The sequence below is a fragment of the Shewanella sp. N2AIL genome (assembly GCF_022690845.1).
Classification (GTDB): Bacteria; Pseudomonadota; Gammaproteobacteria; order Enterobacterales; family Shewanellaceae; genus Shewanella; species Shewanella baltica.
Genome location: NZ_JALBYT010000023.1, coordinates 63,133 through 76,553, shown reverse-complemented (window position 1 = coordinate 76,553; position 13,421 = coordinate 63,133). Strand labels below are relative to the sequence as shown.

General features: G+C 46.5%; 8 protein-coding genes, 1 pseudogene and 1 riboswitch. Of the genes and pseudogenes, 8 read left to right on the top strand and 1 reads right to left on the bottom strand.

The window, feature by feature from the left end:
• Positions 1-168 precede the first annotated feature (168 nt).
• The 5 genes and pseudogenes from exeM to katB form a co-directional block, all read left to right on the top strand.
• A pseudogene (gene exeM / locus MO387_RS14260) lies at positions 169-2,319 on the top strand (extracellular exonuclease ExeM); the annotation flags it as partial.
• 110 nt (positions 2,320-2,429) lie between these two features.
• Complete coding sequence (locus MO387_RS14255) at positions 2,430-2,885, top strand: hypothetical protein (RefSeq protein WP_199908751.1); 456 nt, start codon at positions 2,430-2,432, stop codon at positions 2,883-2,885.
• A 105-nt stretch (positions 2,886-2,990) separates the two neighbouring features.
• The gene (locus tag MO387_RS14250) at positions 2,991-3,428 is read left to right on the top strand and encodes a PaaI family thioesterase (protein ID WP_107948892.1); all 438 of its coding nucleotides are present in this window, start codon (positions 2,991-2,993) and stop codon (positions 3,426-3,428) included.
• Between the two features lie 159 nt (positions 3,429-3,587).
• Positions 3,588-3,830, top strand: coding sequence for a YgjV family protein (locus MO387_RS14245; RefSeq protein ID WP_107948890.1), 243 nt, complete (start codon positions 3,588-3,590; stop codon positions 3,828-3,830).
• 338 nt (positions 3,831-4,168) lie between these two features.
• Positions 4,169-5,644, top strand: coding sequence for a catalase KatB (katB, locus tag MO387_RS14240; RefSeq protein WP_107948889.1), 1,476 nt, complete (start codon positions 4,169-4,171; stop codon positions 5,642-5,644).
• Positions 5,645-5,770: 126 nt separating this feature from the next.
• Here the strand turns inward: katB and MO387_RS14235 are convergent, their stop codons facing one another.
• The gene (locus MO387_RS14235; protein WP_107948887.1) at positions 5,771-6,325 is read right to left on the bottom strand and encodes a TMEM165/GDT1 family protein; all 555 of its coding nucleotides are present in this window, start codon (positions 6,323-6,325) and stop codon (positions 5,771-5,773) included.
• Between the two features lie 410 nt (positions 6,326-6,735).
• A riboswitch (cyclic di-GMP riboswitch) is annotated at positions 6,736-6,835 on the top strand.
• Between the two features lie 122 nt (positions 6,836-6,957).
• On the opposite strand from MO387_RS14235, the gene gbpA reads away from it, so the two are divergent.
• The 3 genes from gbpA (at position 6,958) to MO387_RS14220 (ending at position 12,597) form a co-directional block, all read left to right on the top strand.
• Complete coding sequence (gene gbpA, locus MO387_RS14230) at positions 6,958-8,403, top strand: N-acetylglucosamine-binding protein GbpA (protein ID WP_199908750.1); 1,446 nt, start codon at positions 6,958-6,960, stop codon at positions 8,401-8,403.
• Positions 8,404-8,969: 566 nt separating this feature from the next.
• Complete coding sequence (locus MO387_RS14225) at positions 8,970-10,145, top strand: aromatic amino acid transport family protein (protein ID WP_199908825.1); 1,176 nt, start codon at positions 8,970-8,972, stop codon at positions 10,143-10,145.
• Positions 10,146-10,440: 295 nt separating this feature from the next.
• Positions 10,441-12,597 carry a S46 family peptidase gene (locus MO387_RS14220; protein WP_107948881.1) on the top strand — a complete coding sequence of 719 codons (2,157 nt, stop codon included), beginning with the start codon at positions 10,441-10,443 and terminating at the stop codon, positions 12,595-12,597.
• Positions 12,598-13,421 lie beyond the last annotated feature (824 nt).

The following is a 13,421-nucleotide window of genomic DNA, read 5'->3' as shown; positions in this document are numbered from 1 at the left end:
TTGGCAGATTGTCGGCTGTCAGCAATCGAGTTGAAATGAGACGTGAAGGCTTCAAGGTACATACTCTGATGCTCTCTATAAGAAAAAGAGAGCATAAGATCATAATTGACACCGTCCGTCAAATTGGGGTCAAAACGGTTAAAATATATTCACGATCTCGCCCTGGCCCAGTGGGAGCAATTCCCTAAAGATACCTTCTCTGGTTTAGGCTTGCTAGATATGCCTGTAAAGCCAGAAGTGCCTCTCTTTAGCTGTACGGGCGCTCAAATAGTGCCAATTTATCAAGTGCAAGGTGCGGGTGCATTTAGCCCTTATGTTCCAGAAGGTGCATTTGACGCTATAGCTGAATCTGAAACTGAAGTTACAGTGCGCGGTGTCGTGACTGCCCGTGGCGAAAGCTTGTTTAAAGGTTTTTATCTGCAAGAAGTAAAAGGTGATAACTCACCGTATACCTCTGATGGTGTGTTTGTATTCTTAGGTGAAGCGGCGCCTGAAGCGATTCAACCTGGGGTTGAAGTTTGTGTACAAGGTAAAGTGAAAGAATACTTTGGCTTAACTCAAATCGATATTAAAGCCGATAAGAAATTTGAAGTCGGTGCTAAGGGGGAACTCCCTGTTGCCGCGCCTTTCTATGTCGCCGATGGCGAAACCTTAGCGCAAGCATTAGAGCGTTATGAAGGCATGAATGTGGTCTTAGATGCGGGTAGCGATCTTAAGATCAGCCGTACCTTTAGCTATGATTACGCAGGCCGTCGTAACAACATGTTAGCGTCTTATCAAGCGCCTTTGATGAAGTCGACACAGCTTTATCCCGCGCTTTCTGCCGAAGCGACCGCGTTAGTTAAATCTAACCTCGAAAACCAACTCTTTATCGAATCAGATATCAAACCCGCCGACGGTGTTATTCCATACTTCCATGATTTCAATGTGGAAATGGGCTATATCCGTGTGGGCGACCAACTGACTAACCTGCAAGGCGTGATTGGTTACAGCTACGGCGCTTATCGTTTAGTGGCAACTAACACTATTACAGCGGGTGATTTTATCCGTGGTGATGATAGAACTGATGCTCCAAGCGTCGCCACTAAGGGCGATCTGCGCGTGGCTAGCTTTAACGTGCTGAACTTCTTTAACGATGTTGATGGTGGTGATACCAATCCATTAGGTAGTAACCGTGGCGCTCTAACGCTGGAAGAAATGGTGCTACAACGCACTAAAATCGTTAGCGCTATTACTGCCATGAACGCCGATATCGTCGGTCTGATGGAAATTGCCAATAACGGTTTTGGTGAGAAGAGTGCGATTAAAAACTTAGTCGATGCACTGAACGAGAAGCAAACGCCTGAAAACGCCTATAGCTTTGTTGAAATCACCGACGCCGACAAGTATGACGGCAAGTACTTTGGCACTGATGCTATCACTGTGGGCATGTTATACCGTGGCGGCAAAGTGACCTTAGCAGGTGCTGCTCAAGCTATTGATACTCCTGAGCAACATGCCAGTGCTGGCAGCGTGACTCGTACTAAAGATGGCAAAACTGAGACAAATCCAGGTAACGATGCTAACCAACGTCACAGCTTAGCGCAAACCTTTAAAATCCATGATAAGTTGCTGACCGTAGTCGTTAACCATCTGAAATCTAAAGGCTCAGGCTGTTTAGAAGATTGGACTAACTTCGAAGAGTCAGTCGATCCTGCCGATCAACAGGGCAAGTGTAATGCTTTTCGCGTATCTGCCGCCAAAGTCTTGGGTGAAACGCTAAAAGACGTGAAGGGTGACTTACTGATCATCGGTGATATGAATGCCTACGGCATGGAAGATCCTATCCGTGTGCTGACTGACTTTGATGCGAGCAAGTCAGAGCGCGACATCATGACCGCTTCGTGGACGACGCTCGATGGCAAAGTATTTGAACGCCAAGGCAGCAAGATTGAAAAAGGCTATGGCCTGATCAACTTGAACACGAAAGCACACGGTGCAGGCACTTACTCTTACAGCTATAACGGCGAGCTAGGCAACTTAGACCATGCTTTAGCCAATGCTAGCTTAGCCAAACGTTTAGTGGATATTGAAGATTGGCACATCAACTCAGTGGAATCTAACCTGTTTGAATACGGTAAGAAGTTCTCTGGTGATCTGGCTAAATCTGAAAATGCATTCTCTGCATCGGACCACGATCCTGTGATCGTTGCTTTAAGCTACCCAGCGCCAGTAGTGCCACCAAAACCTGAGCCAACGCCTAAAGATGATGGCGGTGCTTTGGGTTATTTAGGTTTAGCACTGATGTCCTTGTTTGGTTTACAACGTCGTCGCCGTTAACCTGTGTAACGGGTTAACTCACAAGTGTTATTTGTGAGCTAGACTGAAACGAAGGGATGGTTCGCCATCCCTTTTTTAGTTGTTTTTTTCAGTTTTTATTAGGAGTGAGTATGGATACAGTCTCAAATCCGCTGAAAACCATTAAAGCGAAAGCGCCACTGTGGTTTTACTTTGTCGCAACGCTCAGTTTATTGTGGAATATCATGGGGCTGATGGCCTTTGTGATCCAAATGACCATGACGCCGGATGCCTTGGCGCAAATGAGTCCAGATCAAATCAAACTCTATGAAACCACGCCGGCTTTCGTTGATGCGATATTTGGCTTTGCTGTAGTGTCGGGCGTTCTAGGCTGTCTATTGTTGTTTTTACGAAAATCCCTTGCCTATAAAGTGCTGGTTGCCTCACTTATCGCGGTTTTGTTGCAAATGAGCTATGTGTTTTGCATTCAACAAGCTGCTGTGGTGCTGGGGGCTGATGCGTTAATCATGCCAAGTGTGGTGGTGATTTGGGGATTGTTTCTCGGCTGGTTTAGCCAGTTGAGTATTACTAAACAATGGTTAGCTTGAGTCTTATTTTTGCCAATATTGACGGGACTGGCTTAGCGCAAACTAGTTGAACTTCATCCACTTCGCAGTAAACTACTGATTGGTTTTATTGACTAGGAAGTTGCAATGAGTATTTGGTTTAGAGCTGTCACGTTAGAGGATTGCGCGCGTTTAGATGCCGGTATGGGCGGCAAAGGCACCTTGATGCAGACCTTAGGGATTGAGATCAGTGAGATTGGCGACGATTACATGAAGGCAACTATGCCAGCCAGTCCAGCTGTGCATAACCCTTTGGGGATAATCCATGGCGGCGCGAATGTCGCGCTTGCTGAAACTGTTGCCAGCTATGCGGCAAATTTCGCGGTGGATTTTGAGCAGTACTATTGTGTCGGCCAAGAAATTAACGCTAACCACTTACGGGCTTCCCGTAATGGGCTATTAACCGCCACGGCTAAGCCCATTCATTTAGGAAAACGCAGCTCTGTATGGGAAGTGTTAATCCATAACAGCGCCGGTGAACTGACCTGTATTTCACGGATGACGGCGGCTGTCGTTAAACGCTAAATGCTAAATGCTAAATGCTAAATGCTAAATGCTAAATGCTAAATGCTAAATGCTAAATGCTAAATGCTAAATGCTAAATGCAATAGCCCAGCCTAATTCCCGTGGTGTGAATGGCGTATCAATCGTTTGATTTAAATAATATATAAATAAGGATTGGATATGGATAACGCGATAATTTGGGAATGGGTTGGTTATTTAGCGTCAGTGGTCGTCGCAGTATCACTGATGATGTCGAACATCAAAAAACTGCGCTGGTGGAATCTCATCGGCGCGGCTTTATTTGTGGCCTACGGCGTGGCAATTGGGGCTTATCCAGTTGCCTTAGTTAACTTTTTTATCGTACTGATAGACACTTATTATCTGGTTAAGCTTTACCGCGAAGCCGACTCACCCGCCAGTTAATGGCAGCGCATTATCTTTCTCTGCTTTTTTGTACCGCACTCAGCTTTACAGTAATCTGCTTCATCCCTGCGAGCAGCCATTTGGTTTTTCAGCCGCACCTTAGTGATGTGAGCGGACCATTGGCTGTGAGTCCGCGCAATCGTTTATCGACTTTGATATTTTTCTTTTAATCTTTTTTATAGATTACTTGAATCTAGTTTAATCGTTTTATTCTTTGGTGGTAATTATCTATTCTTGCTCCATCGACAACACGTCGCAGCCAAGGAGATAAACCATGGCCACCATTTACGATTTAATTGAAACCTGGTTAACCAGCAATCAAGACTAAGGAGCAGGGCATGAGTCAACAACATCAAACAAGTCAGTACTTAACGAGCCAAAACGGCGCCCCAGTGGCCGACGATCAAAACTCTCTGTCGGCGGGTGAACGTGGTCCTTTGCTATTACAGGATTGGCATTTAATTGAAAAGTTAGCCCATTTCAACCGTGAGCGCATTCCTGAGCGTATCGTGCATGCCAAAGGTACTGGCGTTTACGGCACATTTACCCTGACCAAAGATTTAAGCGATTACACCATTGCCGACCATTTCAATGGCGTTGGTAAGCAAACTGAAACCTTCATTCGTTTCTCGACCGTCGGTGGTGAAATGGGTTCAGCCGATGCTGAGCGCGATCCACGCGGTTTTGGTTTGCGTTTCTACACGGCTCGCGGTAATCACGATATTGTGGGTAACAATACGCCGACCTTCTTTTTGCGTGACGGGATTAAGTTCCCAGACTTTATCCATACGCAAAAGCGTAATCCCCAGACAAACTTAAAAGATCCACAAGCCATGTGGGACTTTTGGTCATTGAATCCTGAAGCCATGCATCAAGTGACCATTTTGATGTCGGATCGCGGTATTCCGGCAAACTACCGTCAAATGCATGGTTATGGTTCACACACTTTCTCGTTGTGGAATGCTAAGGGCGAGCGTTTCTGGGTGAAGTTCCACTTTAAGTCCCAGCAAGGCGTGGTCAACTTAACCAACGAACAGGCTGATAAATTAAAGGGGATAGATCCCGATTCATCACAGCGCGATATGGTGGTGGCGATTACCGATGGCAATTTCCCGCGTTGGACTGTTAACGTGCAGATCATGCCTGAGGCGGATGCCAATACTTACCATATCAATCCATTTGATTTAACTAAGGTTTGGCCACATAGCGACTATCCATTGCTTGAGATTGGGGTGTTAGAGCTGAATCGCCTGCCACAAAACTACTTTGCCGAAGTTGAGCAAGTGGCATTGGCGCCCAGCAATTTGGTTCCCGGTGTAGGGGCTTCACCCGACAAGATGTTGCAAGCGCGTTTATTTGCCTATGCTGATGCCCAGCGTTACCGCATTGGTGCCAACTACAACCAGTTACCGGTGAACTGCCCACATGCCGCTAAGGCAAATCACCATCAACGTGCGGGCGCTATGGCGGGCACACAATGTCCTTACCATGGCAGCCAAACGGGGGCCGATGCCACGGCAAACTATGGCCCGAACAGCACTGCGGATGCTCTGGTTGAACCGGTAAACTTTGCCGAGCCACCACTGCGTTTAGAAGGCGAGGCGGCGCGTTATAGCCGTTATAACCAAGACGACTACACCCAAGCGGGTAATCTATATCGTATTTTCTCAGAAGCAGAGAAAGCACGCTTAGTGGCAACGATTTCGGGTTCACTAAGTCAAGCAAGTTTAGATGTGCAGCAACGTATGCTGGCACATTTCGAACAAGCCGATGCGGATTACGGTCAGCGTATTAGAACGGCATTAGGGTTATAAACTGCGTTTCTAAGAAGTTAAGCTTCTAAGTCGACACTGTTTATCTCAATAAAACCGTCGTAAGTAGAAAGGCCAGTGATGTTTATCACTGGCCTTTTTGTTGTGGTAATTCAAGCTTTAAAGCATTTAGAACAGCAGAGTGACAACGCCTAAGAGTGCGAACAATACGGCGCAGCCGCGGTGTATCCACAACATAGGTAATTTTTCGGCGCTGAAATGGCCTGCGATCACCACAGGTACGTTGGCAAGCAGCATGCCTAAGGTTGTGCCTGCAACCACCATAGTTAATGAATCGTATTTTGCGGCTAACACTACCGTTGCGATTTGGGTTTTATCCCCCATCTCGGCGATGAAAAACAGGATAAAGGTGGCGAGGAAGGGACCCATTTTGTAGAAACGGCTCTCTTCAGCATCGACTTTATCTGGGATTAACACCCAAAGAGCGATCGCGAAGAAGGACGCGGCAACTAAATAGCGGGCAAGATCTGGGCTGACCCAGTTAATCGCCCATTGGCCAATCCAAGCGGCGGCAAAATGGTTGAATAAGGTCGACAGCAAAATGCCTAAAATAATGGCGGTTTTATTTTTAAATCTTGCGGCAAGAATTAGTGCAAGTAATTGAGTTTTATCACCAATTTCGGCAATGGCAACCGTAAAGGTTGAGGCAAGTAGGGCTTCCAAGTGTGATCCTTTAGGGGTGGTTAAGACATAAGCACAATAAACCGTCCACCCCTAGGTGCAGTCATTGTGCTCAGGTCTTGCTGGGCAAATCGATGATTTGCTGTGAACACCATGGCGTGTGGCCAAGTATGTTGATGTTCACCCTAGATGACGATGGTTCGACATCCAGTTAGCTACTCCCCCGAAGCGAGGTGGGCATTATACCTAAGTGAATTTCGGTTTCAAGCACGAGTTTATTACAGTAGGCATGAATGAATGTTTGACGGGTGTCAGAATAATACCGCGCGACATTCTGTAATTATATGAATATAAATGGATTATTTTTTGACAGCGTTGTCTTTTGTTGCTAATTTAGCCAAGTCATTTCTACTTGATTACATACTATTAACTCGTAGTGATTCGATGACACCTACCGTATTTGGCAAACTAATTGAAAAGTTAGGACGCAAAGCTTCCGGTCTAAGGTTGTAAATGGATTTTTTAGTGAACTAAGATAGCGGAGTTGCCGCAGAATTCGATTTCTGTGAAAGATAAACGACTGCTGTTTAATGCTGTTGTTTGCCCAAATACCACTTTTATACCTAAGCCCAAGCCAATACTGGCGAAGATGGGTGCAAATGGAGTGCATTAAAGTGGCAAATCCTACTGTTTTTTCCCCTGTTTCTAGATTGAGTTTATTGGCCGCCGCAGTGATGGCGGCAAATGCGTTTGTGAGTATTTCTGCACAGGCACACGGTTATGTTGTGGCGCCAGAGTCACGTTCCTATGCCTGCAAAACCGGCAACAATGCCAACTGTGGCGCTGTGCAATGGGAACCGCAAAGCGTTGAAGGACCATCAGGTTTTCCTGAGTCAGGTCCTGCGGATGGCAAACTGGCGAGTGCGGGTAATGGTGCTTTCTCGCCTTTAGATGAACAGAGTCCCAGCCGTTGGTCAAAGACGGATATCAAAGCGGGCTGGAATAAGTTCAGTTGGCAGTTCACCGCCAATCATGTCACCCGCAATTGGCGTTATTATTTAACTCGCCAAGATTGGAATCAAAACCAAGCTTTAAGCCGTGCGAGCTTTGACTTAGCGCCATTCTGCGTAGTCGATGGTGGCATGGTGCAGCCACCTAAGTTAGTGACCCATGACTGCTATGTGCCAGAAGGCCGCAGCGGTTATCAAGTGATTCTAGCCGTGTGGGAAGTGGGTGATACCACCAACAGTTTCTACAATGCTATCGATGTGAACTTAGATTCGGGTCCCGTCGTACCGGGTGAATGGCTCGATGTGGGCGACATCAATCCGTCACTCGATCTCAAGGCGGGCGATAAAGTGATGACCCGAGTGTTCGATGCCAATGGTGAGCAACCGGCTAAGCAAACAGTGATTACTATTAGCGATGCGACTCAAGGTGATAAACAAAATTGGCCTTTCCTATTAGCGAGCGCGATTAATGCCCAGCAGTCTCAGTTAAAAGCGGGACAAAAAAATGCATCAGGTGTGATTGAGCCTGTGTATGGCAAAAACGACATTTTTACTGCGACAACTTCAGGTATTGAGCGTGTCGAAGTGGGATTTGATCTGGCGCCCGCACCGGGTAACAGCTTAGAAGTCACTTCACTTGCCGACGATTATCAAATTATCGACGGCGCGGCGCAGGTTCGTTTTGACGTCACCAGCAATGCTGAAATGTTAGTGTCTGCGTATTTGTTTAGCCACGATGGCACGGCTGCGGGTTTTGTGAGCCAAACCGTTAATAATACTAGTGCGAGCTTAGTGTTAGACGTGGTTGCGCCTAAAGCTGGACATTATCACTTGCAGGTTAAAGCTGAGCCTAAACAAGGTGATGTTATTCAGCAGAACTTTGATCTCTTCTTAAAGGATCAAGCACCAACGCCGGAAGCGGATTTTGTTTTCCCTGAAGGGGTGAAAGGTTACGTTGCAGGCACCACAGTGTTACAGCCTAAAAATGGCAAAGTGTATCAATGTAAGCCATTCCCCTATAGCGGCTATTGCATGCAGTGGTCGGCTTCTGCCACAGGATTTGAGCCAGGTGTTGGCGCTTCTTGGGCTATGGCGTGGACTGAGCTGTAAATTAACATGTTGAGTTAATCGATTCTCAACATGATGTGATTGGGCTTAAACACAGCGAATATGTTTAAGCCCATATTCAGCGCGTTCGCGACAGTCAAAATATACGTTTTACCTCGATTCACCCACAATGCGGCATCCCACGTATTTCCAACAAAGGTAGCGATTTTGTTGGCTTGTATGTTTTCGTTTACCACAGCGCTATTAAGTTGTTACCGTACAGTGCGCGACTTATCTTTGTTCACAACTGGCTTGCCCACTGGGTTTGGCTCTGTTAATGTCCCAAACTATCTATTTTACCTATGTTGTTATTAGGATTATCACAATTGAAAGTCATGCCACTTTTATGCAACCGATTTAGTTAGCCTCAATGGCTACTGGGTTGAAATATTCAAAAGCTATTGGGGCCAATTGATCTGCAGGAATGAGATCCGATTGGATGCTTTTTGAAGCTGCTTTAAGTGATGTGTTGCTTATTTCGATTTAAGACGCAAGGCTTTATCGGTTCAAATCTTACTCAAATAAAATAATAATTAATCATTGAACAGGACTATTGTGTGAATTCAAAAATGTTAGGCTCGATCGCCATCGTTGCCGGGACGGCCATTGGCGCAGGTATGTTAGCCTTACCTTTAGCCACCGCGGTTTTAGGTATTATTCCAGCGTTAGTGTTACTCGTCGTTATTTGGGGCGTTTCTGCCTATACCTCATTACTGATGCTCGAAATTAACTTACGCACTGGTGTGGGCGATAACGTGCATGCTATTACGGGTAAATTACTGGGTAAAAAAGGTCAAATAATTCAAGGAGCTTCTTTCTTAAGTTTATTATTTGCTTTGACTGCGGCTTATCTCACCGGTGGGTCATCGCTATTAGTGCTTAAAGCGAAGAACATGTTTGATATTGTGCTCGATAATCAAGTCGCCGTATTGTTGTTTACCCTAGTGCTCGGCGGATTTGCGGCGCTCGGAGTGGCTTGGGTCGATAAAGTGTCCCGCTTCCTGTTTTCGTTAATGATTTTACTGCTGGTGGTTGTGGTGTTATTTCTCCTGCCTGAAGTCAGTATTGCCAGCATGGCAACGGGCGCGATTGCCGAGTCGATGACCAGCAGTTGGATGGCGGCGATTCCAGTAGTGTTTACTTCTTTTGGTTTCCACGTTTGTATCGCCACTTTAGTGCGTTATCTGGATGGTGATGCAGTTTCACTGCGCAAGGTATTGTTAATCGGTTCGACGATTCCACTGGCTTGTTATGTGCTTTGGTTGTTGGTGACCTTAGGCACAGTAGGCGGCTATGAAGTCAGTGGTTTTGAAGGTTCATTACCGTCACTGGTGACGGCATTGCAGGATATTGCCCATACGCCTTGGATCAGCAAATGTATTTCGTTATTCGCCGATTTAGCCCTAGTGACCTCATTCCTAGGGGTGACCTTAAGCCTGTATGACTTTGTCGCCGAATTAACCCGCGCCAAAGAGACGTTTGCTGGCCGTATGCAGACCTGGCTGTTAACCTTCATTCCGCCAGTGTTATGTGCGCTCTATCTGCCAGAAGGCTTTGTGGCGGTACTGGGATTCGCAGCCGTGCCATTGGTGGTGATGATCATCTTCTTGCCAATTGTGATGGCATTGCGTCAACGCCAAACACAACCGGGCGGTTATCAAGTGTCGGGTGGTTCTGCGGGCTTAGTGATGGCAGGTTTGTTAGGCGCTGTGATTGTGGGCGCGCAGCTATTTGTTGCAATCTAACGGCTTGGTATTTAGCTCGCGGCTAGCGTCAGCATTGTAGCGAACGCCGCGGGGTAACTTTGATGGAATGTAGCTGATGGAATGTATTTGCTTTGTAAGCGAATTTTTCTGAGTCTGTTATAAAGTGTATCCGATGTGATAAAGTCAGGCCCCGGCCTGACTTTTTGCTTTTTAGGTTTTAAAGCGAGTGATGCTGGGTTTTAATACAGTGACTTAAGATAAAAACAACACGATTAAAACGAGAACATGGCCCAGCTTGCGCGTGGCTTCATTCACATAAAACGGACTTAACACAATGAAAAAATGGTTACTCACAGTTGCCGTGGCCGCCAGTTTTGGCGCTCAGGCTGACGAAGGTATGTGGCAGCCCCATCAGCTGCCCGCTATGGCCGATGAGCTTAAAGCAAAAGGGCTAGAAATTGATGCCAAATCGATTTCAAAACTCACTGAATTCCCAATGAACGCAGTGATCAGCCTTGGTGGCTGTACCGCGTCATTCGTATCGCCAAAAGGCTTGGTGGTCACTAACCATCACTGTGCCTATGGTGCGATTCAATACAACTCCACCCCAGAAAAAAACCTGCTGCAAGATGGTTTTTTAGCTAAGGCCTTCGCCGATGAATTACCTGCCACACCGGGTTCACGTGTGTATGTGACCGAAGATGTGACCAATGTGACCGAGCGCGTTAAAGGCGGGCTTGAAGGTAAAATGGGCAGTGACTTCTATCAAGGCGTTGAAAGCCAAGAAAAAGCCTTAGTGGCTGAATGTGAAAAAGAAGACGGCTACCGTTGCCAAGTGTATAGCTTCCACGGCGGTCTTGAATATTATCTGGTTAAACAACTGGAAATCCGCGACGTCCGTTTAGTCTATAACCCAGCCGCGAGCGTGGGTAAATACGGCGGCGACGTCGATAACTGGATGTGGCCACGTCACACCGGCGATTTTTCTTTCTACCGCGCTTATGTGTCTAAAGCGGGCAAACCTGCCGATTTTAGTAGCGATAACGTGCCATACGAGCCAAAAAGCTTCTTAAAAGTATCGGCTAAAGGCGTGAGCGATGGCGATTTTGTCATGGTGGCTGGCTACCCAGGTCGCACCAACCGATATCGCACCGCCAATGAAGTACAAAATCAGTTCGAGTGGGCTTATCCAGAAGGTAAGTTATTGCGCGAGCGCTTTATTGAGATCATTAAAAATACCGCGCCAGAGGGCAGCGACGAACGTATTAAGTACGAGAGTCAAATTGCTAGCCTTGCAAATTACGCGAAAAACTTCACCTCGATGATCGAGTTTTATGGCAAATCCACCATGCTGGCGGACCGTAAAGCCCGCGAAGCTGAGCTTGCAGCGTGGATCGCTAAAGACAGCAGCCGTGAAGCGAAATACGGCAAAACCTTAGCGGAATTAGATGCGTTAATTGCCAAGAGTAAAGCGCATCAAGAGCGTGACATGATCTTAAGCTACATTGGTAGCACGACTATGTTGCCAACGGCGCGCAGCTTGTATCGCTTAGCGAACGAGAAACAACTGCCGGATATGCAGCGTGAACCTGGCTTCCAAGAACGTGATATGACTCGTCTGAAAGCGAGCATGGAGCGTATCGACCGTCGTTATGCGCCAAGCGTCGATAAAGCCGTGTTATTCGATATGCTGAAACGCTACGCCGCACTGCCAGAAGACAAACGTCTACCCGCATTGGATAAAGCCTTTGGTATCGATAAAAAGTTCAACGAAGCTAAGCTTTCGAAAACCTTAGACAAAATGTACGCCAAAACTGAGTTAGGCAAAAAAGACGTGCGTCTGGCATGGATGGATAAATCCGTTGCCGATTTTAAAGCCTCTAAAGATCCTTTCATTCAATTCGCCGTGGCTATGTATGACACAGATATGGCTGAAGAAAAGAAAGAAAAAGAACTGGATGGCGAGCTGATGAAAGTGCGTCCTCAGTACATGGATGCCATCATTGCCTACAATCTTGAGCAAGGTAAGCCAGTGTATGCCGATGCGAACTCAAGCCTGCGTGTCACGGTTGGTCATGTGAAAGGCTACTCGCCAAAAGACGGTTTAGTGGCAGTGCCATTCACTCGCCTTGAAGGCATAGTGCAAAAGGACACAGGTGTTGATCCTTTTGATGCGCCGAAAAAAGAGTTAGAGCTGATTAAGCAGAAGCAATACGGTGATTTCTATGTGAAAGCCATCGATTCTGTACCGGTTAACTTCCTGTCGACGTTGGACACAACGGGCGGTAACTCAGGTTCACCGACCCTAAACGGCCGCGCTGAATTAGTCGGTCTGCTGTTCGATGGTGTGTATGAAAGCATTATCGGTGACTGGGCGTATGACGATAACATCAACCGTTCTATCCAAGTAGATAGCCGCTATATGTTGTGGGTAATGAAATATTTAGACCATGCCGACAATTTATTAGCCGAGATGGAAATCGTTAAGTAAGCCATTGCCGCATCAGCAATGATGCAGCCTAGCGTTATTAGGATTACTGGCATTCAAGCGCAATTTAGCGCTCTTTGAATGCAGCGATAACAAGACAATAAAATAGCGATAAACTCACTGGGTTTATCGCTATTTTTTGATGCAAGGCCTTGCTGATAGCTATTGAGATTGCAGCTTTGATAGGTGCGCCATGGCATTAGCTCAACTTTTTAGCATTAGCGTAACTTGTGGATTGAAAAATATACGCAACATATTTTGGGGGCTGAAATGTGTTGGAAAGTAGTGCCGGAGGACCTGCATCTTTAGTTTTTAGTGGGCTAGCATTGGTTGGTATCCACGTATATAGGCTTGCCATGGCATTGACTCGTCGACACGCAGCAAGTCCATCCTTGGATGCTCGACCGCCCCGTCCATGGGGCGGACGGTCGTCTCGCCAATCACCATTGCTCACCTTTTGGGCACTAGTGTAACCAGTCTGTATGAAGGAGATACTTAGCAAGCTTTGGGACAAAACCTTGTTAGATAATTCACCCTTATGAGCCAGATTCGGATTAGCTATTCTATTAGTAATGCTTCGTTTGGCTACAAACTAATCAATGCTCGATATAACCAGTCGGAATAGGCATAACAGGGACATGAATCAGTTCTCTAGAGATTTGATTCATCTTAAGGGAAAAAACCGCCCCAGAATAGCCGTAAATGGGGCGCTAGAGCGGGTTTTAGCGGTTGGCGTGAATCAGTCTGGTGTAGAGTGATTCACGGGCACGATTTATAGGCAAATTGACCATTATAACACTGGACTAAGTCGTGAATTAGTTAGCTTT